Origin of the sequence: Pseudoalteromonas sp. NC201, assembly GCF_002850255.1 — a bacterium.
GTDB lineage: Bacteria > Pseudomonadota > Gammaproteobacteria > Enterobacterales > Alteromonadaceae > Pseudoalteromonas.
This window is the reverse complement of record NZ_CP022522.1, coordinates 3,316,934-3,337,990: the sequence shown is the minus strand read 5'-3', so window position 1 is coordinate 3,337,990 and position 21,057 is coordinate 3,316,934. Positions and strand designations below refer to the sequence as shown.

Here is a 21,057-nt window from a genome sequence, read left to right as displayed (position 1 = left end):
GTCGGCAGTAACAAGGCCGCTAATCTTGTTGAGGTTTTTTCTCGATATTTTGCAATTCTAGTTCGATTGCATCGCAAGAAATGTGGATTTCATAAAGAGAAAGTAGCAATGATAAGGTTAGGCTACAGAGACTCGCACCAAATAATGTTACGCCAAGTAAGGATATTTCAAGGAACAAGGCAAACATTGAAGACGTACAAAGTAAAAACGCAATTACGCCCCATACTTGCATTCGTCTGATTAATCTAATTCGTTTCCTTAAGTTTTCGATTTGCGCTTTAACCAAGGATCTTATGGTGTCGCCTTCTCGAGCGTTTAATTCACGGATCAATTGTGCGAGTACCAAAAAGCGATTGGTGTAAGCGAGCAGTAATAAAGAAATTGCTGGGAATAATAGGCCCGGTGTTGTTAGAGTCATAGTCGTATTTTAATGGAATAGCTTGATGTTTAAGTGTGATGATAATGAATGATTTTATCAAGAAACAAATGAGCACATTGAGTGCTAATTCAATAGTGAAGATAATGCAATGAGTGAACAATCTTTTCATTGGGTGCAATTGTGCGCTATCAGCGGCTTTGTTGAAGCGCATTTACTCAAAGGTCAACTAGAACAAGCGAATATTCAGGTTCGCTTACAAGGTGAGCATTTGTCAGGTGCTATTGGTGAAATTCCAGCAGAGCAAGCTGCCATCAAGCTCTTTGTTTATGCAATAAAGTTACCCGAGGCTCAGGAAATATTGGTAAACTATAACAAATCACGTCATCGCAGTGCCGCCGAGCTGTCGGATTGGCTATGTAACCACTGTGCAGAATTAAATGGACCAGCGTTTGAATATTGCTGGCAATGTGGAAATAAGCATGAGCAAAGCAAATAACTTTCAAAGAATTAGAGAGTTAAATTATCTTCAAAAGGCAGTCTTAGGTGCTGCTATTATTGAGCGTATGTTGCCAAATTATTCATTATTTAGTGAGGCTACGGGTTTTGGCGACGAGCAAGTTCTCAGAAATGCGCTGAATTTAATCTGGGAGAAAATATTACTGCCAAAGAGCAAAATTAGCTTAGAAAAGCTGGTTGAAAAGGTTGAACCAAATGTACCTGAGCTCAGTGAGTTCGATATGTTTGGTACCTATCCCGCAATCGATGTAGCGACAGCGCTGTTAGGCATGTTGCAAGGCCTAATGACAAAAGATGAACATGAGTTTGTAAGCGTTGCCAAAATTTCTCAGGCAACGGTAGCTAAATACATCGAGTTTATGTTGATGGCGGAAGATATATCTCCAACGAATGAGTTAGTGCGTGAACACCCGCAGATGCAGTATGAAATTGAGATCCTCGCTGAGCTTATCGAACACGTGGAAAATATGGGGCGTATTAGCAGCGACTCGGTGAAGTCGCTAAAGGCCTTGGCACTAGCTGACGGCCAAACAAATATTGGTTTGGAACTTGAGTAGCTGATTTCGTATAATCAGCGGCTGCAGTAAAGAGTTTGGAGAAAGTAACTTGCGTATTTTGGGTATAGAATCCTCATGTGATGAGACGGGTATTGCTATTTATGATGATGAGCAAGGGCTGTTGGCACATCAATTATATTCTCAGGTAAAAGTACACGCCGATTATGGTGGGGTAGTGCCTGAACTTGCTTCTCGTGATCATGTACGCAAAACGATCCCTCTTATTGAAGCTGCTTTCGCGCAAGCGGGTTGCGGTCCTGAAGACCTTGATGGCATTGCTTATACCGCAGGGCCGGGTTTGGTCGGTGCTCTGTTAGTTGGCACCTCAATTGGTCGCTCGTTAGCATTTGGTTGGGGGATCCCAGCCGTTGCCGTACATCATATGGAAGGCCATTTGCTTGCCCCTATGCTTGAAGACGATAAACCAGAGTTCCCATTCGTCGCGCTGCTAGTCTCTGGTGGTCATACCATGATGGTCAAAGTCTCAGGTATCGGTGAGTATGAGGTACTTGGTGAGTCAGTGGATGATGCTGCTGGTGAAGCATTTGATAAAACCGCAAAGCTACTCGGTCTTGATTATCCTGGCGGCCCAATGCTTGCGAAAATGGCGACACAGGGTCAAGCAGGGCGATTTACTTTTCCAAAACCGATGACAGACAGACCAGGTCTGGATTTTAGTTTCAGTGGATTAAAAACCGCAGCGGCAAACACGATCCGTAATGAAGGCGGTGATGAGCAAACGAAAGCAGATATCGCTCATGCCTTTCAAACTGCGGTCGTAGAAACACTAGCGATTAAGTGCAAGCGGGCACTGAAAGAAACAGGCATTAAAAGCCTGGTGATTGCAGGTGGCGTCAGCGCCAATACAGAACTTAGGCAAAAGCTTGAGCGCATGATGCTTGGCATGAAAGGGCGAGTTTATTATCCGCGCACTGAATTTTGTACAGACAATGGGGCGATGATAGCTTATGCAGGAATGCAGCGCCTAAAAGCAGGTCAGCATGCGCCACTTGATATGAAGACTAAGCCACGTTGGCCGCTGGATAGTCTAGAAAAAGTCTAGACCTTAGTCTTTAGACTTTTTCCCCACCTTGGGCTCTTTACCACTCAAGAGCCTTTTAATATTTGCCCTATGACGAATAATAATCACCACAGTTAAAAAGCTTACCGGCACCGTATAAAGCGGTTTTATCCACCATGTGTAAAGTGGAGCTGCTGCGACTGCGACAATCGCTGCGAGTGAAGAATAGCGTGTTAGCGCTAGCACCACGAGCCACGTACTAATCAATAGCCCACCCAATGACAAGCCGATCGGTAATAGCGCACCAAATGCCGTTGCTACCGCTTTACCACCGTTAAAGTGGAAGAAAATAGGATAAATGTGACCAAGGCATGCGCTTACGGCTATTGCACCTAACCACACAGGTTCTATTTTCAGAAAGTAGGCTCCCCACACCGGGATGGTTCCCTTTAAAATATCGAAGACGAGCACCAGCGCAGCTGGGATCTTTCCTCCCAATCTTAATACATTGGTTGCGCCTGGATTATTAGAACCATTAAAGCGTGGATCTGGTAGATTGAATAACCGACAAACCAGAATCGCTGAGGAAATCGATCCCAATAAATAAGCACATACGCACATTAAACTGATTAACACTGTCTTCCTTATTTTTTATTGCGTTGTTTTGGGCTATGATCGGCGGTCTTAAGTCCTGCACAGATCGCGAATTGCGATTAGAAAATGCGGGTGAATTACAGCGATAAACATGTTTGGAGTTTACATGGATAAAGTCTATATCTCACAGCTACACGTCGAAGCCATAATAGGAGTGTACGACTTTGAAAAAGAAAGTAAACAAAGCCTTTACTTTGATGTTGAGATGTTGACCGATATTAGCGCTGCCGCTCGCCATGACGATATTAGTTTGGCGGTTGATTATGCCAAAGTGAGTGAGCGTATTATTGCGCATACCCAAGCAAAACCAGTAGAGCTATTAGAAACGTTAGTTGAACAGCTTGCCGCAATGATCCTAAATGAATTTAATGTACAACAAGTGCTTATAAAAGTGAGTAAACCTGCTGCCGTGCCACAAGCACAAACGGTTGGTGTAGAAATTGTGCGTAAGAAGTAGAATTATCATGGCACAAATTTTTATCAGTCTCGGCTCAAACATAGAAAAAGAAAAAAATTTGCTGAGTGGCTTGAGGGTATTGATAAAACACTTTCCGGATTTTCAACATTCGAGTGTGTTTGAGAGTGAAGCCGTCGGATTTGCAGGAAATAACTTTTATAATTCGGTCTTTGCTGCACAAACACAGCTGTCTTTAAACGAAGTATATAAACTGCTCAAGTCGATAGAATACGATCATGGTCGTCGCTGTAGTGAAAAGAAGTTTAGTCCACGCACGTTAGATCTCGATATTCTCTTTTATGACCACCTTATTTGTTCATCACCCGCTCAGTTGCCTCGGGATGAAATAACCAAAAATGCCTTCGTGCTTCAGCCATTAGCTGAACTAGCTCCTGATTTTATCCATCCTGTTGAGGGTAAAAGCATTGCTCAGTTATGGCAGGAGTATCACAACCCAACTCAAAAATTATGGAAAGTGGAGTTTCCCAAGCAATGAGCTTTATTGAGATTGTCGTCCTTGCAATTATTCAAGGTCTCACTGAATTTTTACCTATTTCGAGTTCTGCCCACTTACTGCTACCTTCACAGGTACTAGGTTGGCAAGATCAGGGCCTTGCCTTTGATGTTGCTGTTCATGTTGGTACTTTGCTGGCTGTCGTTATTTATTTTCGACAAGACATTGTCAGCCTACTGGCAGGATGGTTCAAATCATTCTCAGGTACGCACTCGAAAGAAAGCCGGCTGACTTGGTGTATTGTGGTTGCCACTATTCCATTCGTGATCTTAGCTCCACTGCTTAAGGATATCGTAGAAGTTTATTTACGTAGTGCTTGGGTGATTGCAACATCGACGATAGTATTTGGTTTACTGCTTTGGTATGCCGACGTGAAAGCGAAACAAATCAAAGACGAATTTGCCTTAAACTGGAAAAGCGCATTGATACTGGGGCTTGCGCAAATTACCGCTGTTATTCCTGGCACATCGCGTTCAGGTATTACCATCACCGCAGGTTTATTACTTGGGCTTGATAAGAAAAGTGCGGCGCGCTTTTCGTTTTTAATGTCTATTCCAGTCATTTCGATGATGGGATTGTATTACAGTTTAGAGCTTGCTACCGGCGATGAAGTGGTTGATTGGAATGCGTTATTAAGTGGTGCAGCACTGTCGTTTATCTCAGCTTATGCCTGTATCTTCTTTTTCCTGAAAATCATAGAGCGCATGGGCATGATGCCATTTGTCATTTACCGCTTGCTACTTGGGGTGGGATTAATCGCTTTCTTGAGCCTAAGTTAATCTGGGCTTTGGATAATTCAGCAAGGTTAACAGAAAAGCCAGCTTGATGAAGCTGGCTTTAGGGCCTGTTGGCCTTCGCTGTTTGATTTTTGTTCTTCTGAGTGTGTTTTGGTCGCGACGCTCGACTTGCCGCCTAGTAATCTAGGCAAAAGTTGAGCAACAATGAACAAAGCGCACTCAGGTGAACCCAAAGGGCAGCGCTTGATTGGCATTTCTTCTGTGTTGCCCCACAAGGATGTGGGGTAAGGTGACTTTGCAGGAGCACAAAGTCTTTATCGCCAGACTTACATAGAATGACTATGCTACGCAGGCTCTGCCTTGTATAAATACCAATCAAACTGCTGCAAAAACAAACTTGGAAGAGCAACAGGCCCTAGACTGCATTAAGCAATTTGCTTTTCCGCAAGGCATAGTTCCATGGTCGCCTTCAACAGTCGATAAAGGTTTATCGACGCGTCAATTTCTTCTTTTCGGTTTGTTAAGCTCTCAATATTTAAGCCAAGAGAAATATCTAGGTGTGAGCAGCTTTTTAAGATTTGATCTAGATTCTCTCTACAAATACGAATTGACTCACTTAGTGTGTTTTCTGAATCTAACATGCGCCATTTGGTTGCTTCTGGTACTGAGATCCCCAGCCACTCCATAAACTGCAAGGTCTTTTCTCCACCACATGGAGTAAAGGTAAGAATAATGCGTTTTGGTGTTTGCCCTTGCTGTTTACAGGTGCGAGCATAGCTCGTAATAAGATCTATGGTTGCTTGAGCGTCATACACTGCTTGGGAAACAAAGAATTGGCAGCCTTGCTCTGTTTTATCAATTAACCTTTCGTGTTCATTACGCTTACTGGCGTGGCGCTCTGCGATAGTTACACCACCTAAGAAAAAGTCATCTTGATGATGCTTCAATACCTTATAGGCTTCAGAAAGCGGCAACTTAATATCGCCTTGTGAAGACGGACTGCCCACTAATACTAGATTGTTTAACCCATATTGCTGTTTTGTGCTGCTTAACCAATCGCCAAAAGCCTCACTATCGCGCTGTGCCACACTTTTATACGTAATTACATCAAGGTGTGATAATTCGCGGATCAACTGACTATATTCACACGGATCAACGGTGTGCTTAAAAGGAAATGGACGTGGTACTTGAGTACGGCTGCTTTCATCTTGAATGTCATAGATGATCACGCCGTCGTATTCAATCTCATGTAAACGGCCCAAAAGCTTAGCGGCAATTGATTTTAGCTGCTCTGGGTCGGTGCCAATCTTAGGTGGTGTGGTACCAATTAAATATACCCCTTGGTTAGGGTCAATGATTTTCTCTTGAAGCGTTAAAGCCATAATCCTCATTCCACAAAAGCATTTCTGTATCTCTTTACTAATATAGCAGCCATTTAGACGTCTAGATAGATTTTTTTTAATGAAAGAATTTCAATAATTATGAATTTATCTCAAGTGCTCAAACCAAAATTTCATATTTGTTTACACATTAGGATGGTAAATCACCTTGGAAATTAGCGAATTAGTATGGCTTTGGGGCATAATCAGGAGGTTTACTAACGTAAGTGAACACGACTTACTTAGAATAAAAAATATGATTAGGACCAAATTCATGAAATTCAAATTACTAGCAACCAGCTTTGCCGTAAGCTTAGCGCTTAGTGGCTGCGCAGCGACGAATTCAAACCAAGCCCAACAGTCAGCTGAAAGTACTCAAGCTGCCCAATCCAATAAAGTATTCGCCCAAGATTATGTTTTGGAAGAGCTAGAAAATGGCCTTCGCGTCATGGTAGTTAAAACTAACTATCCTGATGTGGTATCGCTACAGATCCCGGTTTCTGTTGGTTCGCGTAATGAAGTCGAAGCGGGTAAAACCGGCTTCGCTCACTTCTTTGAGCATATGATGTTCAAAGGCTCAGAAAAGTATCCACAAGACGTTTATTCAGACATTCTAAAAAATTCAGGTGTTGATAATCGCGCCTACACCACCAATGACTACACGAACTATCACCTAAATTTCTCGAAGCAGCATTTAGATAAAGTATTAGAAATCGAAGCGGATATCTTTCAGAACCTGACTTACAGTGAAGAACAGTTTCGTACTGAAGCACTAACCGTGAAAGGTGAATACCTTAAAAATAATGCCAGCCCAGTTCGAAAACTGCTTTCTGCGGTAAGAAAAGAAGCATTTGATAAACATACCTATAAACACACAACGATGGGCTTTTTTGAAGACATCGAAGCAATGCCAGATCAAATGGCCTATGGTAAAACCTTCTTTGAACGTTTTTACAAGCCAGAATACGTATCGCTTGTCATTGTGGGTGACGTAGATCCAAAAGAAACCATGGCTATGGTGAAAAAGCACTGGGGTAATTGGAAAAAGGGTGATTATCAAGCTGATATTCCAGTTGAGCCTAAACAAGAGAAAGCACGTTACGTCCATGAAAAATATGATGGCTTACCTGGTCACTGGTTGCTTGTTTCATATAAAGGTACTGCATGGGAGCCGAAGAAAAAAGACCGAGCTGCGCTTGATTTGATCTCGCAGTTATACTTCTCTCAAAACTCTGAGTTATACCAAGAGCTGGTGGTAGACAAACAGCTTGCAAGCCAAATGTTTACCTACAACCCTGAAACCAAAGACCCTGGTCTTCTGCATGTTTTCGTTAAAGTTGAAGATGAAAAAGATTTGGCGACAGTGCGTGATGCAATCAATAACACATACGCAAAAGCACGCACAGAGCTAGTAGATGAAAATAAACTTGCTGCACTTAAATCAAACCTAAAGTACAGCTTTATTAACGGCCTTGACTCATCACAATCTATTGCTTCGACACTCGCAAGCTACATGCATTTTGAGCGTGACCCTGAAGTGGTGAATGCGCTTTATGCAAGTGCAGATAAAGTCACTGCGAAAGACATTCGTGATATTGCCAATAAATACTTTGTGGACAGCAGCCGCACAACGGTGACTATGTCTGCACTTGAGTCTGTGCCTGGTTTTGATAAGGAAGTTAACTTAGACAAGTTAGTGGCAAAAATGGACAAGCCAGTAACGCGTCATTTCAACGTATTAGACAAGACCAATAATTCACCGCTGGTGGATGTGAACTTTCTTTTTTACACAGGTGCTGCCGCAGATCCTGCAGGTAAAAAAGGTCTTGCTGCGCTTACTGCGGCTATGATTGCCAATGGCGGAAGTGAGTCGCAATCATACAAAGAAATTCAAAAGGCGCTGTATCCTATTGCTGGTAGCTTCGGTTATCAAATCGATAAAGAAATGATTTCTTTACGTGGTCGTATTCATAAAGATAACGCTGATCAATGGTATGGCATTGTGAGTCAGCAGCTTTTGAGCCCAGGGTTCAGAGAAGATGATTTTAAACGTCTGAAAAAAGAGCTAATCGACGGCATTAAGGCTGGTTTGAAAGCGTCAAATGATGAAGAACTAGGTAAAGAAGTGCTTTATCACGAGCTGTACAAAGGCCACCCATACGAAAGCTATAACTTTGGTGATTTATCAGACTTAGAAGCAATCACACTGGATGACGTTAAGGCTTTTTACGCTCAGCAATTTACTCAAGCTAAACTTAACGTGGGTATCACAGGTGCACTCGATAAACAGCTAAAAGAAGCGATGTTTAACGATCTTGCGGCTTTACCTAAAGGCGAAGAAGCGCGTTTACAAGTGCCAGATGCCCCTAAACTATCTGGTCATCACGCAACCATCGTAGAAAAGAATGCAAAATCAACAGCGGTCTCTTTTGGTTTCCCAATCGACACGGTTCGTAGCAGCAAAGACTGGGCTGCGCTTTGGTTAGTGCGTTCATACTTTGGTGAGCATCGCAGTTCAAACAGCCACTTGTACCAGCGTATCCGTCAGGTACGTGGTATGAACTATGGTGATTATGCATATATCGAATACTTCCCTCGTGGTATGTTCCAAACTAAGCCGGATGCAAACTTAGGTCGTAGTGAGCAAATTTTCCAAGTGTGGTTACGCCCACTTCGTTCTAATAACGATGCCCATTTTGCAACGCGTACTGCATTGTTTGAACTCGATAAGCTGATCAAAGAAGGGATGAGCCAAGCAGACTTTGAAGCAACACGTAACTTCTTAATCAACTTTGTGCCGCAAATGGTGGCGAGCCAAGATAGACAGCTAGGTTATGCACTTGATAGCCAGTTCTACAACACCGATGAGTTTGTTGCCTATGTGACAAAGCAGCTAGCGTCGCTGTCTGTTGAAGATATCAATCGAGTTATCAAAGAGAACTTGCAGACCGAAGATATTCACTATGTGTTTATCACTGGTGATGCAAAAGATATGGCGAAGCGCCTAAGTGCTGAGCAGCCATCTCCTATGACTTATAACACGAAAAAGCCTGATGTATTGCTGGCAGAAGATGCTGAAATTGCTACATACCCGCTAAATATTCCAAGTAAGAATATTAAAACGTTGGATGTAGAAAAAGTGTTTGAATAACGATTATTCAGCTTAATAAAAAATGGCGGCTAAAAATTTAGCCGCCATTTTTTTGTATCAAAACCACGCGTAATTTTAGGTTATGGTGTTGAACCACTCCACTGCGGCAGCTATCCAAATTAACGAGCTAATTAATAATGTCAGCGTAACGGCCGCTGATGCCATATCTTTTGCACGACCAGATAGTAAGTGATGCTCGGTACTCACTCGATCTGTCAGCGCTTCGATTGCCGAGTTGATAAGTTCTATGACCAATATCAACAGTACACTACCGACCAATAAGGCCCACTGAGCAATACTTTGCGCCAATATGATTGATAAAGGAAGACTTGCCACCAGTAACCACGTTTCTTGTCTAAATGCCGACTCTTCTTTATAAGCCGCTTTCATTCCTTTCGCCGAGCAATGCGTTGCTTTGACTATCCGTGCAAGCCCTGTGCCATTTGGTTTGTTGGTATCCGTTGTCTTGATCTTTATCGACATATTAGCGATCCCGCGTTGGTAGTATTCAATGGGGCGTTATTATACGAAGATCTACTCAGTTCGACAGTGCTAAATTGTAAGAATCTTTGGTTCAGCTGAGGGTATTTAAAACCAGGCTAAAATATGTTGGTTGGTTATTAGATATAACCAAGTGTTTGAAGCCTGATTTTTTATAATACATGACACTCAATGACTCTAAGCGTTACACTATGAGAAGTATCAGTATTATCGGAAGTTCGTCACATGAGACATGAGATTTGGAATAAGTTACGCGAAGAAGCCAATGAGTTGGTTGCTCGCGAACCATTGCTTGCTAGTCACGTTTACTCGAGTATTTTAAATCACGAGTGTCTTGGTTCTGCATTAAGCTTTATCGTTGCAAATAAGTTGGCGGATGCCGTGGTGTCAGCATTTACAATCCGCGAGTTGTTCGATCAGGCCTTTGTGCACTGCGATACTATGCTGACTCATGTTGCACATGATATAAAAGCTGTTAAAGATCGTGACCCAGCTGCCGATAGTTATCTTAACGTAATTTTGAATCTGAAAGGTTTTCATGCAATCCAAGCACATCGATTGGCATACTGCTTATGGCGTCAAGACAGAAAAGAGCTGGCTCGCTTTATACAGAGCAGAACCTCTGAAGTATTCGGTGTTGACATCCATCCTGCTTGTAAAGTCGGTCATGGTATTATGTTTGACCATGCGACTGGTATAGTCATTGGTGAAACCGCGGTTATTGAAGATAATGTTTCTATTCTGCAATCAGTCACACTTGGTGGTACGGGTAACGAGCAGGGTGACCGTCACCCGAAAATCCGCGCCGGTGTATTGATTGGTGCTGGTGCCAAAGTACTTGGCAACATTGAAGTAGGAGAGGGTGCTCGAATTGGAGCAGGTTCCGTTGTACTTAGCCCTGTAGCACCGCACACTACGGTAGTGGGGATCCCTGCTAAGGTGGTTGGTAAGCCATCATGCCCATGTCCTGCAGAGAGTATGAACCAAAACTTCCTAGAAGACGATGATAGGCTCGAAAATGAGTCTATCACTTCTGCGATGTTGTAGGTTATTAGATTAAAAATGGGGAAATCACTTCCCCATTTTTATATCCGCTTACTGGGTTGCTTTTACCATAGACACCACCTCCCCATCAGCCAGTTGCGTAATTATCGGCTTTTCTGGGTCGACATCCGCCACTGACTTAATCACTTTATCTTCCTGCTTGGCAATACTATAGCCCCGAGCTAATACCGCCAGTGGGCTGACACTGTCTAGTTTTGCGCTTGATACCGCGAGTTGATGTCTTTGTGTATTAAGCTTTTGCTCCATTGCATACTGCAACTTATCACTGAGTTGTGCGACCAATTGCTTGAACTGAGCGATCCTTTGCTCTGGATGTAATCGATCAAATCTATGTTGCAGCAAATGAAATTGCGATTGCTTTTGACGTAAGTGATAGGCTTGGGCACGAATTAATCGCTGCTCCAATTCATCAACTCGCTGTGTTTGCTGCATAAGTTGATTCTTAGGGTGTTGTAGCTGCAGTCGGGCTTCAAAGTTTGCCAAACGCTGTGATGCACCTTCAAGGCGACGTTTAAAAGCCTGATTGAGATATTGTAGCAACTGCGAAGTACGCAATTTTAGCGCTTCTGAGTCTGGGCTCACTAATTCGGCAGCCGCCGATGGGGTTGGTGCTCTTACATCTGCAACATAGTCGGAAATGGTAGTATCTATTTCATGGCCGACTGCGCTTATCACCGGAATTGAGCTGGCAAAAATGGCCCTCGCGACTGACTCCTCGTTAAAGCTCCATAAGTCTTCTAATGAGCCGCCGCCTCTGCCAACGATCAATACGTCTACCTCGCGTCTAGCATTCGCCTGAGCGATTTGTTTGCAAATCTGCTGCTTGGCTTCATCGCCTTGCACTAGAGCTGGGTAAATTACAACTTGTAACTGTGGGGCACGACGTTTGAGTACAGTCAAAATATCCTTGATGGCAGCGCCAGTCGCTGAGGTGACGATCCCCACGCGATTAATGACACTTGGCAAAGACTTTTTGTGACTAGCCGAAAATAGGCCTTCTGCGGCCAGCTGCATTTTAAGGGCGTCAAACTGTTGCTTGAGCAAGCCTTCACCAGCTGGGGCCATTTGCTCGACTATCAATTGATAGTCGCCTCGCGGTTCATACACTGACACTCTAGCTTGTACCATTACCTGCTGACCGTTGGCTGGGCGGTGGTTACAGTATCGATTATTACCTCGCCACATGGCCGCTTTTATCTGTGCTTTGTCATCTTTTAGAGAAAAATACCAATGCCCTGAGGCCGGAGCAACAAAGTTTGAAATTTCTCCGGTGAGTTGTACAGAGGCAAAACCTTGCTCTAAGAGCGAGCGTATTTCTCTGTTAAGTCTTGATACAGAATAGGTTTTATTATTATTGGGGTATCCCATGTTGGCCTCCATAAAAAATTCACAGTCACTTTATCACATTTTTTGCTAAATTTTATTTACTCCCATAAGGAACGCTGATAAAATTCGCACGCAATTCCTTATACTCAGTTCACTTGAGAGAAGCCGCGAACATGCTAAGAATTGCAAAAGAAGCCCTTACCTTTGACGACGTACTTTTAGTACCAGCTCATTCAACTGTTCTTCCTCACACAGCAAACCTGAAAACGCGTTTGACTCGTGGGATTGAATTAAACTTACCGCTTGTTTCCGCTTCAATGGATACAGTGACAGAAGCGCGCTTAGCGATCGCTCTGGCACAAGAAGGTGGTATTGGTTTTATCCACAAAAACATGACTATCGAAGAGCAAGCTCGCAACGTGCGTAAAGTTAAGACGTATGAAGCGGGTATTATCTCTTTCCCTGTGACGGTTACTTCTGATCTTACGATTGCAGAAGCAATGGAGCTTGCACAGGACAAAGGGTTTTCAGGTTTCCCGGTTGTTGGTGCAAACAACCAACTTGAAGGCATCGTGACTAGCCGTGATATGCGTTTCGAAACTAAACTAGAAAAAGCAGTTTCAACGGTCATGACTAAGAAAGATGACTTAGTGACAGTAAAAGAAGGCGCATCTCGTGAAGAGATCCTTGGCCTAATGCACGAACACCGTATCGAAAAAATCTTAGTGGTTGATGACGCATTTGCACTAAAAGGTATGATCACCGTTAAGGATTACCAAAAAGCGCAAGATAAACCAAACGCATGTAAAGATGAGCAAGGCCGTCTTCGTGTTGGTGCTGCTGTTGGTGTTGGTGCTGGTACTGATGAGCGTATTGCAGCTTTGGTTGAAGCGGGTGTTGATGTACTACTAATCGATACTTCTCACGGCCATTCTCAAGGTGTTATTGACCGCGTTAAAGCGACGCGCGAAACTTATCCAGAGCTACAAATCGTTGCAGGTAACGTAGCAACAGCTGAAGGCGCAATTGCATTGGCTGATGCTGGTGCAGACGCCGTTAAAGTGGGTATTGGCCCAGGTTCTATCTGTACTACTCGTATCGTTACAGGTTGTGGTGTACCACAAATTACTGCGATTTCAGATGCAGTAGAAGGCCTAAAAGGTCGTGATATTCCAGTGATTGCCGACGGCGGTATCCGTTTCTCTGGTGATATCGTAAAAGCGCTAGTTGCTGGTGCTGCATGTGTAATGGTGGGTTCAATGCTGGCGGGTACTGAAGAGTCTCCTGGTGAAGTTGAACTATACCAAGGCCGTTACTACAAGTCTTACCGTGGTATGGGTTCTCTTGGTGCGATGAACCAAAAAGAAGGTTCATCTGACCGTTACTTCCAGAAGAGTGATGCTGCTGACAAACTAGTACCTGAAGGTATTGAAGGTCGCGTAGCATACAAAGGACCGATCGCAACGATTATCCATCAGCAGATCGGTGGTATTCGCAGTGCAATGGGTTTAACTGGATGTGCAACCATCGAAGAATTAAATACTAAGCCGCAGTTTGTACGTGTGACTTCTGCGGGTATGGGTGAGTCTCACGTACATGACGTGCAGATCACCAAAGAGGCGCCTAACTACCGTATGGGTTAAGCCTCAAGGCGTGTTTCTGGGCTAGCAAGTTGCTAGCCCTTATTACTTTTGATAGAGGCGCAATGCGGCTTTATCCTGTTTAGTTCCTAACTAACGAGATTATCAATGAGCAAAGATATCCACGATTCCCGAATTTTGATCTTAGACTTTGGTTCGCAATACACTCAGCTAATTGCACGTCGTGTACGTGAAATTGGTGTTTACTGTGAACTTTGGGCTTGGGATGTGACAGAAGAGCAAATCCGTGAGTTCAACCCTCAAGGTATCATTCTATCAGGTGGCCCAGAGTCAACGACGCTTGAAGGTAGCCCAAAAGCACCAGATTATGTATTCGAAGCAGGCGTGCCTGTACTGGGTATCTGTTATGGTATGCAGACGATGGCAATGCAGCTTGGTGGTCAGGTACATAGCTCAGATAAAAAAGAATTCGGCTACGCAAAAGTAGAGAAAGTAGGCGACTGTAAGCTATTTGAAGCGATTGAAGATCACATCGAAGATGGTGCTGGTTACCTAGACGTGTGGATGAGCCATGGCGATAAAGTTGCTAAAATTCCAGATACATTCAAAACTTCAGCGAGAACGGATACTTGTCCTCATGCGGCAATGTCTTGGGAAGAAAAGCGCTTCTACGGTGTACAGTTTCACCCAGAAGTAACGCATACTCAGCAAGGTTTGCGTTTACTAGAGCGTTTTGCAATTGATATCTGTGGGTGTGAAAAACTATGGACGCCTGAGCAAATAATTGAAGATGCAATTGAGCGTATCAAAGAGAAAGTAGGGGATGATGAAGTTATCCTTGGCCTATCTGGTGGTGTTGATTCATCAGTGGTTGCAATGCTTATTCACCGTGCGATTGGCGACAAGCTAACCTGTGTATTTGTTGATAATGGCCTACTACGCTTGAATGAAGGCCAGCAAGTAATGGATATGTTCGGTGATAAGTTTGGTCTGAACATCATCAAGGTAGAAGCTGAAGATCGTTTCCTTAATGCGCTTAACGGTTTAAATGACCCTGAAGACAAACGTAAAGCAATTGGTCACACCTTTATTGAAGTATTCGATGAGCAAGCCAGCCAGCGCGTAAACGCGAAATGGCTAGCGCAGGGTACAATTTACCCTGATGTTATCGAATCGGCAGCATCTAAAACCGGTAAAGCGCATGTGATCAAATCTCACCACAATGTGGGTGGATTACCTGAAGATATGGAGCTTGGTCTGGTTGAGCCACTGCGTGAACTATTTAAAGATGAAGTTCGCAAGATTGGTCTAGAGCTTGGCCTACCGTATGACATGCTTTATCGTCACCCGTTCCCAGGTCCAGGTCTTGGTGTTCGTGTACTTGGTGAAATCAAGAAAGAATACTGTGACTTACTGCGCCGTGCTGACGCTATCTTCATTGAAGAGCTACATAAAGCGGATCTATACCACAAAGTATCTCAAGCATTCGCCGTATTCCTACCGGTACGCTCTGTTGGCGTGATGGGCGATGCACGTAAATACGATTGGGTGATCTCACTACGTTGTGTTGAAACTATCGACTTTATGACGGCACGTTGGTCACACTTACCATACGAGCTACTAGGCCACGTTTCAAACCGTATCATCAATGAAATTGATGGTATTTCTCGCGTGGTTTACGATGTATCAGGCAAGCCGCCAGCGACAATCGAGTGGGAATAAACTTGGTTGTAAAAACCTAACCTAGCTTTCGTTAGATTAATAAAAGGCCAGTCAGTATTTCTGACTGGTCTTTTTTATGAATTTTTACTTTCCTAAAAAAACCTTGCGGAGGTATTTGGTTTCTTCGCAGTGATGTTTATAGTGATGCTGGCCTGCTATTTTTTGGAGCCGTGGCTACACAGCACCTCATTTCACATATATCAAACCGATTATGGTGAAGCTGTAACTTGTTTCTGGACAACTGGTGGCTCTGTGCCTGCAAGAGTCGTTCGGTTACCTGAACATCAACAATTCTTGCTTTATGAAAGCTGACGCTCGGTAACGCTGTGTTAATCGACAAAATATAGTTTTCTAGAATTAAGCAAAAGCCAGCTGTATTTTGTCTTTGTTAAACAGCTTGTTATAGCTACTTTTTACCTTCATCATAAATTATTGCCGCAAGGGCTGGGCGAACAACAGCAAGAATTAGAACAATAATTACGAGTGCTCCCATAATCAATTTAACTAATTTAAAGAACCATGGTCTTTGCCAGATTTTTCCTGTTTCTTTCTCTAGCCTCTTTTGCTTGATGAATTCATCATAAGCTTTATTCAGATCATTGTTTTTAGTAATTTCTGGGTACTCAATGACAAAGCCAATTTTAGCAAGAGAGACACGGGCTAATTCTGATTGTTCTTGGTTGACGTAAAGCATATGGTTTTTAACATCGGCATAGTAGCGAATACGCTCTTGATCCAATACATCTGAGATTTTAACTGAGTCAACCAAACGCATATCTTGAATTAGGGGTCTATAAACTGGACTATCTTCATTTGCCCATTTAACTACAAAAATTGCAAGAAGCATTGATATACTCAAAACCAGAAGTAGCTTGTGTTCTTTTGTGATTAGTTTACTAATTTTATATCTCCGTGACACCGAATCTACTGCCGCGTTTACTAAAACGCTGATACTAAAACGCTGACATATATGGACGCTCAGCTGCTGTCAAGTAATACTCATCCAACAAGGTTGTTTTAACAGCCTTGTTGCTTCTTTTATTTATCTCTCATTTACTATTTGTATGTATTGATAAACAGTCACTTTGAGTCACCCTAAATAAGGTGCTGCTCTGACATATATTCGGGCTTAACTGACTTTCAGCGCCCCTAATGAGTTTCGAACCTAGCCACCCAAAAAGTAGAATACACCCACGCGGCATTGAATGCCTTGCCTATAACGGGTTTAACTAGGTAGGTTTGACCTTTTGTTCATCGTTATGTTTACAGCAATGAGAATATGGCTATCAAGGGCTCATAAACACCCACTCGGGCTCGAGGCCCTTGTCACGACCGGGCTCCTTAATAGCCATAATTTGAGTCATGATTGCGCCTCACTTTGTGTATATTGGGCTTTATAAGGTTCATTTCTTTGTAGCAATATCCACATTAAGCGAGCCAATCGGTGGGCCGTGGCCACCACCGCTTTATTTTTACCGCGACGTTCTACCAATGCGTTGATCCATTTGTTTAAATCATCCTGCTTTTTGTGCGCATGATTGACCACTGTACGGGCACCATGAATGAGTTGTTTTCTTAGATAACGATCACCTCGTTTGGTGATCCCTCCCATCTTATTGGTTTCACCCGAAGCATATTGACGTGGTGTGATCCCAAGCCACACAGCCAACTCCTTTTTATTAGAAAATGCTTGCCCTTTATCTATTGTGGCACTCAATGCCGATGCGTTGATAATCCCAATTCCGGGGATGGATTGGATAATTTGAGCAGCTTGGCTCTGTTCATTAAACTGCTTAAATTGTGCCTCTACATTTTTAATATTGGCGTCTAACTTTTGCATTTCTTCATAAACGTCTCTGAGGAGTAGATTTAAAGCTCCATGTAAATTACGGTTGAGCAGATCAGCAATGGTTGCACGAAAAGACTTTAAGCTCTTTTTGATGACGATGCCAAATTCAAGTAACAAACCACATGTTTGGTTGATGCAGGCGGTTCGATTATGTATGAGCCGCTCCCGATAGCGATGTAGTGCTAGGATTGCTTGTTGATGCTCTGTTTTTACAGGAACAAAGCGAATGTTAGGTCGAAGGCTCGCTTCATAAATCGCCATACAATCATTTTTATCGTTTTTATTGCCACGGACAAAAGGGGTAACATGTTGCGCAGGGATAAGCTGAACTTGGTGCCCAGCTTGTAAGCAGTACCGCCCCCAATAATGAGACGTTGAGCATGATTCCATAACAACATTACAAGCAGGTAATTGGGTCAATGTTTGCAAGAGCTTTGCTCTATCTAACCTTCTGGAAAAACATTTATTACCTTGCTTATCAAACGATAAAAGTTGGAATACATTTTTTGCTAGATCAATTGAAAGCGTGCTAACGTTATTCATGATGGACTCTCCTAATAACTGTGTTTGCAACTATCAGTTTGGCGCATTGACGCCGATTTGGGAGCGTCCATCTCATCACCCACTCCATACTAAAACGCTGACATACTAAAACGCTGACACCCACCACTAAGTTTGCACCTTCCAAAGATACCGCCTAAGCTTTAGTTTTGCACTCAAAGGATTGAAGAAACCAAACTATGGCAACTGCCCGTAAAAGACAAATCAGTTTAACCGACACCAAATATTATCACTGTATCTCCCGTTGCGTCAGGCGCGCATTTCTCTGTGGCGAAGATAAATTTACTGGTAAATCATATGAACACCGCCGTGATTGGGTTGAAGAAAAGCTCTTGATGTTGGCTTCCATATTTTGCATTGATGTTTGTGCTTATGCCGTGATGAGTAATCATACTCACATTGTTTTATATGTTGATGACAAAAAGGCGAAACGTCTGTCGGATGAAGCAATTGTGATGCGGTGGCACAAGTTGTTTAAAGGCAATTGGATAAGCCAAAAATTTACTGAAGGTGAGCCACTCAATGAGTCGGAGCAATTGATGCTAGATGAGCTGGTTGATAAGTACAGGGGAAGACTAGCGGATATTAGTTGGTTTATGCGGGTGCTTAACGAAGACATCGCCCGCCGAGCAAATATAGAAGATAACTGTACAGGCCGATTTTGGGAAGGACGATTTAAATCTCAAGCATTACTGGATGAAGCAGCACTGGCTGCTTGTCTCGCTTACGTAGACTTGAACCCCATTAGAGCCAAAATCGCCGCAACGCCTGAAACCTCAGACTACACCAGCATCAAAAAGCGAATTGACCATGCGAAATTAGGTAAACAGCCAAAAAGCCTACTACGTTTTGCTGGCAGCCCACGAAAACATATGCCAAAAGGACTGCCTTTCGAGCTCAAATCCTATATTGAGTTGGTTGAACTCACAGGCCAATGTATTCGCGCCGATAAACGCGGTTATATCAACGAAGCGCAACCTATTCTTACTCGATTAAACATAGAGCCTGAAAACTGGATAAAACTCACTACGCAATTTTCACGGGTATTCCACGGTGCAGTTGGTCGAGAGCGAACAATAACCGCTTACTGTGAAACACTGCAAAAACGACGACGGACAAACCTAACAAACTGCGAGCGCTTGTTGGCTTAGCAAAACTCGCATTCTCAATTCTAGAATTTCTTACTGTTGTATTTGCAGCGCGTTGTCATGCGCGATATCCCTGTTTTGGTGAAGAGATACGCCTGAGCGCTAAAAATTAGTCTATCGATGAACGTTTTTAACCAAAGTGATTGAAGTAATTTTATACTTCACTTCCTCCGCTTGGAGGTTAAGAGTGATGGGGGGTCACTTATTTTTACTTCCTTATTTTGTGCTTATTTTGTGTCACTTATTTTTGTGCTCGAATCAAATGCTAGGACTTTGTCAACCATTTGAAATAGGTGGTAGCAGTGACTCAATATCAACTTCTCTGAAGCGTTCAAACAACACTTTTTCTGCTTCTTGCATGGAGTCTGCTAGCGCAGTATTTACAGCTTTTTCAATCAAGCAATTTTGGTATTCATCGGACAAGGCAATAGTAAATAATGTCTTTTCACCTAATAAGTTATAGATATCAAATAGTGTAATCTCGGATAGCTCAGTTGATAACCTCCACCCTCCATGGTGGCCTTTTTCTGAGTTAACATAACCAACTCTCTTCAATAGAGCCATAATTCGCCTTACGACAACGGGATTGGCTCCCAAAACCAGCCCCAACTCTTCAGATGTTATTGCTCGATTAATCAGTTTCATATGTATTAATGCATGAAGAATCCTAGATAACCTGCTGTCCTTTCTCATAATGTGACCATCATTCTTAAAATTTAATTATATTATCATGAAACGATAAAAGTTGCATGAGTTGATTAGCTCCATTTACTCATGTAACATTTATTGTTACTTATGTTGATATCAAATATTATTGGAAATTTTATGCACCAAAATGAAGTGAAAGAGTTATTTGACAAGCAAGCAGAAACTTATGATCAGCAATGGTCTAATACCGCACCAATACGTCATTGCATGCACTTACTGCTTAGATCTGTGTTTGCTGATTTACCTGTAAATGCCAACATTCTCTGTATCGGTGTAGGCACTGGAGATGAGCTACTTTATTTAGCGTCAAATTTCCCTAACTGGCAGTTCACCGCAGTTGAACCCTCAGGACCTATGTTGGATATATGTAAGAAAAGAGCTAAGGAGAGTGGCGTCGACACTCGCTGTATTTTTCATGAGGGGTATCTTCATTCAATGCCATTTGAGCAGGATTATCACGCTGCTACTTGCTTCCTTGTTTCTCAATTTATCTTGCAGGAAGAAAGGCGTTCAGCGTTTTTTGGAGAGATAGCAGAAAGGCTAAAGCCCGAAGGACTAATGGCAAGTGCGGACTTGTCTTCAGATATTGACTCGCCAGACTACGACAAATTACTTGATGCTTGGGTTAAAATGATGTCTATGGCCGATGTTTCGCAAGGTACACTAGAACGTATGCGCGATGCTTATGCAAACGACGTTGGGATACTTTCTCCACCCAAGGTATGTTCAATTATTCAAGCTGGTGGGTTCGAACTCCCGATTCAATTTTTTCAAGCAGGTCTGATTCATGCGTGGATAACTAAACGTGCTTGACCTAATCTGAAACAGCTATCAACTAAAATGATATCCCAAAGCACTTTGGGCATAAATGAGTGAGGTGGATTTCTGTTATTTAGAAATTAAGAAATAACAACAATAATAGCGACCGTCAGTATCGCTCCATGCCGCCCTTAGAGCATTTACGTTAACTCATTTTGGCGCAGAAGCGGGTTTTAGCAACAAGAGTCAGTACCGCTTACACTGACCCGATATTGAGGTAGAGTCACTTGCTCGAGGATTTACTCGGCTTTAGGCCTGGAGTGTTTCCTGGAGTTTTTTTGTTGTCACGTCGACGTTGATCTGGCTTGCCAGTTGATTTGGCTTTTGGTTTTGGCCCTGGTTTCAAACCCATGATTTGATCCTTTTATTTAACGAGGTTATTCCTCGCTGTG

At 42.9% G+C, this 21,057-nt stretch carries 20 protein-coding genes; 12 read left to right on the top strand and 8 right to left on the bottom strand.

Annotation, left to right across the window (positions count from 1 at the left end; translation table 11 throughout):
- Positions 1–19: 19 nt before the first annotated feature.
- Positions 20–418, bottom strand: coding sequence for a DUF2721 domain-containing protein (locus PNC201_RS14545; RefSeq protein WP_010374626.1), 399 nt, complete (start codon positions 416–418; stop codon positions 20–22).
- Positions 419–527: 109 nt separating this feature from the next.
- Between PNC201_RS14545 and PNC201_RS14540 the strand changes: the two genes are divergently transcribed.
- Genes PNC201_RS14540 through tsaD form a run of 3 tightly spaced genes read left to right on the top strand, consistent with a single transcriptional unit; the run spans position 528 to position 2,515 of the window.
- Positions 528–875 (top strand): putative signal transducing protein, encoded by a 348-nt coding sequence (locus PNC201_RS14540; RefSeq protein WP_010607629.1) that lies wholly within the window; start codon positions 528–530, stop codon positions 873–875.
- The gene (locus PNC201_RS14535) at positions 859–1,452 is read left to right on the top strand and encodes a YjaG family protein (protein WP_010607630.1); all 594 of its coding nucleotides are present in this window, start codon (positions 859–861) and stop codon (positions 1,450–1,452) included. The genes PNC201_RS14540 and PNC201_RS14535 overlap by 17 nt, the downstream gene beginning before the upstream one ends.
- Before the next feature lie 49 nt (positions 1,453–1,501).
- Positions 1,502–2,515 carry a tRNA (adenosine(37)-N6)-threonylcarbamoyltransferase complex transferase subunit TsaD gene (tsaD, locus tag PNC201_RS14530; protein WP_102057470.1) on the top strand — a complete coding sequence of 338 codons (1,014 nt, stop codon included), beginning with the start codon at positions 1,502–1,504 and terminating at the stop codon, positions 2,513–2,515.
- A gap of 3 nt (positions 2,516–2,518) precedes the next feature.
- Here tsaD and plsY read toward each other — a convergent pair whose 3' ends face one another.
- Positions 2,519–3,109 (bottom strand): glycerol-3-phosphate 1-O-acyltransferase PlsY, encoded by a 591-nt coding sequence (gene plsY, locus PNC201_RS14525; protein WP_029215929.1) that lies wholly within the window; start codon positions 3,107–3,109, stop codon positions 2,519–2,521.
- Positions 3,110–3,233: 124 nt separating this feature from the next.
- Between plsY and folB the strand changes: the two genes are divergently transcribed.
- Genes folB through PNC201_RS14510 form a run of 3 tightly spaced genes read left to right on the top strand, consistent with a single transcriptional unit; the run spans position 3,234 to position 4,877 of the window.
- Positions 3,234–3,584 (top strand): dihydroneopterin aldolase, encoded by a 351-nt coding sequence (folB, locus tag PNC201_RS14520; RefSeq protein ID WP_010607633.1) that lies wholly within the window; start codon positions 3,234–3,236, stop codon positions 3,582–3,584.
- 7 nt (positions 3,585–3,591) lie between these two features.
- Positions 3,592–4,080, top strand: a complete 489-nt coding sequence (folK, locus tag PNC201_RS14515; RefSeq protein WP_102057469.1) for a 2-amino-4-hydroxy-6-hydroxymethyldihydropteridine diphosphokinase — start codon at positions 3,592–3,594, stop codon at positions 4,078–4,080.
- Positions 4,077–4,877 (top strand): undecaprenyl-diphosphate phosphatase, encoded by an 801-nt coding sequence (locus PNC201_RS14510; protein ID WP_010607635.1) that lies wholly within the window; start codon positions 4,077–4,079, stop codon positions 4,875–4,877. The genes folK and PNC201_RS14510 overlap by 4 nt, the downstream gene beginning before the upstream one ends.
- Positions 4,878–5,260: 383 nt before the next feature.
- On the opposite strand, the gene PNC201_RS14495 is transcribed toward PNC201_RS14510, so the two are convergent.
- Positions 5,261–6,217: a methylenetetrahydrofolate reductase gene (locus PNC201_RS14495; protein WP_102057467.1), complete on the bottom strand. Its 957-nt coding sequence runs from the start codon at positions 6,215–6,217 to the stop codon at positions 5,261–5,263.
- Between the two features lie 271 nt (positions 6,218–6,488).
- Between PNC201_RS14495 and PNC201_RS14490 the strand changes: the two genes are divergently transcribed.
- On the top strand, positions 6,489–9,365 hold the full coding sequence (locus PNC201_RS14490; protein WP_102057466.1) for a M16 family metallopeptidase: 2,877 nt from the start codon (positions 6,489–6,491) through the stop codon (positions 9,363–9,365).
- A gap of 75 nt (positions 9,366–9,440) precedes the next feature.
- Here the strand turns inward: PNC201_RS14490 and PNC201_RS14485 are convergent, their stop codons facing one another.
- Entirely contained in the window at positions 9,441–9,848 is a 408-nt protein-coding gene (locus PNC201_RS14485) for a diacylglycerol kinase (RefSeq protein ID WP_102057465.1), read from the bottom strand.
- A 243-nt stretch (positions 9,849–10,091) separates the two neighbouring features.
- On the opposite strand from PNC201_RS14485, the gene cysE reads away from it, so the two are divergent.
- Positions 10,092–10,913 (top strand): serine O-acetyltransferase, encoded by an 822-nt coding sequence (cysE, locus tag PNC201_RS14480; protein WP_010607638.1) that lies wholly within the window; start codon positions 10,092–10,094, stop codon positions 10,911–10,913.
- A gap of 48 nt (positions 10,914–10,961) precedes the next feature.
- On the opposite strand, the gene xseA is transcribed toward cysE, so the two are convergent.
- Positions 10,962–12,299 carry an exodeoxyribonuclease VII large subunit gene (gene xseA, locus PNC201_RS14475; RefSeq protein WP_102057464.1) on the bottom strand — a complete coding sequence of 446 codons (1,338 nt, stop codon included), beginning with the start codon at positions 12,297–12,299 and terminating at the stop codon, positions 10,962–10,964.
- A gap of 131 nt (positions 12,300–12,430) precedes the next feature.
- Between xseA and guaB the strand changes: the two genes are divergently transcribed.
- Positions 12,431–13,900 (top strand): IMP dehydrogenase, encoded by a 1,470-nt coding sequence (gene guaB, locus PNC201_RS14470; protein ID WP_102057463.1) that lies wholly within the window; start codon positions 12,431–12,433, stop codon positions 13,898–13,900.
- A 105-nt stretch (positions 13,901–14,005) separates the two neighbouring features.
- The gene (gene guaA, locus PNC201_RS14465) at positions 14,006–15,580 is read left to right on the top strand and encodes a glutamine-hydrolyzing GMP synthase (RefSeq protein WP_102057462.1); all 1,575 of its coding nucleotides are present in this window, start codon (positions 14,006–14,008) and stop codon (positions 15,578–15,580) included.
- Positions 15,581–15,986: 406 nt separating this feature from the next.
- On the opposite strand, the gene PNC201_RS23675 is transcribed toward guaA, so the two are convergent.
- Together PNC201_RS23675 and PNC201_RS14450 are read right to left on the bottom strand one after the other, a co-directional pair.
- Entirely contained in the window at positions 15,987–16,427 is a 441-nt protein-coding gene (locus tag PNC201_RS23675) for a hypothetical protein (protein ID WP_102057460.1), read from the bottom strand.
- Positions 16,428–16,940: 513 nt separating this feature from the next.
- On the bottom strand, positions 16,941–17,972 hold the full coding sequence (locus PNC201_RS14450; protein WP_102056325.1) for an IS110 family transposase: 1,032 nt from the start codon (positions 17,970–17,972) through the stop codon (positions 16,941–16,943).
- A 197-nt stretch (positions 17,973–18,169) separates the two neighbouring features.
- Between PNC201_RS14450 and PNC201_RS14445 the strand changes: the two genes are divergently transcribed.
- Positions 18,170–19,141, top strand: coding sequence for a transposase (locus PNC201_RS14445; protein WP_102057459.1), 972 nt, complete (start codon positions 18,170–18,172; stop codon positions 19,139–19,141).
- A 273-nt stretch (positions 19,142–19,414) separates the two neighbouring features.
- On the opposite strand, the gene PNC201_RS14440 is transcribed toward PNC201_RS14445, so the two are convergent.
- Positions 19,415–19,783: an Rrf2 family transcriptional regulator gene (locus PNC201_RS14440; RefSeq protein WP_233525181.1), complete on the bottom strand. Its 369-nt coding sequence runs from the start codon at positions 19,781–19,783 to the stop codon at positions 19,415–19,417.
- A gap of 180 nt (positions 19,784–19,963) precedes the next feature.
- Here PNC201_RS14440 and PNC201_RS14435 point away from each other — a divergent pair, with 180 nt between their 5' ends.
- Positions 19,964–20,659 (top strand): class I SAM-dependent methyltransferase, encoded by a 696-nt coding sequence (locus tag PNC201_RS14435; RefSeq protein ID WP_102057457.1) that lies wholly within the window; start codon positions 19,964–19,966, stop codon positions 20,657–20,659.
- Positions 20,660–21,057 lie beyond the last annotated feature (398 nt).

What these genes read in the sequence shown, in the direction of transcription:
- PNC201_RS14440 (WP_233525181.1), bottom strand. Translation starts at nt 19,783, where the DNA reads ATGAAACTGATTAATCGAGCAATAACATCTGAAGAGTTGGGGCTGGTT.
- folK (WP_102057469.1), top strand. Translation starts at nt 3,592, where the DNA reads ATGGCACAAATTTTTATCAGTCTCGGCTCAAACATAGAAAAAGAAAAA.
- PNC201_RS14535 (WP_010607630.1), top strand. Translation starts at nt 859, where the DNA reads ATGAGCAAAGCAAATAACTTTCAAAGAATTAGAGAGTTAAATTATCTT.
- PNC201_RS14450 (WP_102056325.1), bottom strand. Translation starts at nt 17,972, where the DNA reads ATGAATAACGTTAGCACGCTTTCAATTGATCTAGCAAAAAATGTATTC.
- guaA (WP_102057462.1), top strand. Translation starts at nt 14,006, where the DNA reads ATGAGCAAAGATATCCACGATTCCCGAATTTTGATCTTAGACTTTGGT.
- PNC201_RS14495 (WP_102057467.1), bottom strand. Translation starts at nt 6,217, where the DNA reads ATGGCTTTAACGCTTCAAGAGAAAATCATTGACCCTAACCAAGGGGTA.
- xseA (WP_102057464.1), bottom strand. Translation starts at nt 12,299, where the DNA reads ATGGGATACCCCAATAATAATAAAACCTATTCTGTATCAAGACTTAAC.
- PNC201_RS14510 (WP_010607635.1), top strand. Translation starts at nt 4,077, where the DNA reads ATGAGCTTTATTGAGATTGTCGTCCTTGCAATTATTCAAGGTCTCACT.
- cysE (WP_010607638.1), top strand. Translation starts at nt 10,092, where the DNA reads ATGAGACATGAGATTTGGAATAAGTTACGCGAAGAAGCCAATGAGTTG.
- PNC201_RS14490 (WP_102057466.1), top strand. Translation starts at nt 6,489, where the DNA reads ATGAAATTCAAATTACTAGCAACCAGCTTTGCCGTAAGCTTAGCGCTT.
- PNC201_RS14445 (WP_102057459.1), top strand. Translation starts at nt 18,170, where the DNA reads ATGGCAACTGCCCGTAAAAGACAAATCAGTTTAACCGACACCAAATAT.
- PNC201_RS14545 (WP_010374626.1), bottom strand. Translation starts at nt 418, where the DNA reads ATGACTCTAACAACACCGGGCCTATTATTCCCAGCAATTTCTTTATTA.
- PNC201_RS14485 (WP_102057465.1), bottom strand. Translation starts at nt 9,848, where the DNA reads ATGTCGATAAAGATCAAGACAACGGATACCAACAAACCAAATGGCACA.
- PNC201_RS14540 (WP_010607629.1), top strand. Translation starts at nt 528, where the DNA reads ATGAGTGAACAATCTTTTCATTGGGTGCAATTGTGCGCTATCAGCGGC.
- PNC201_RS23675 (WP_102057460.1), bottom strand. Translation starts at nt 16,427, where the DNA reads ATGCTTCTTGCAATTTTTGTAGTTAAATGGGCAAATGAAGATAGTCCA.
- folB (WP_010607633.1), top strand. Translation starts at nt 3,234, where the DNA reads ATGGATAAAGTCTATATCTCACAGCTACACGTCGAAGCCATAATAGGA.
- guaB (WP_102057463.1), top strand. Translation starts at nt 12,431, where the DNA reads ATGCTAAGAATTGCAAAAGAAGCCCTTACCTTTGACGACGTACTTTTA.
- PNC201_RS14435 (WP_102057457.1), top strand. Translation starts at nt 19,964, where the DNA reads ATGCACCAAAATGAAGTGAAAGAGTTATTTGACAAGCAAGCAGAAACT.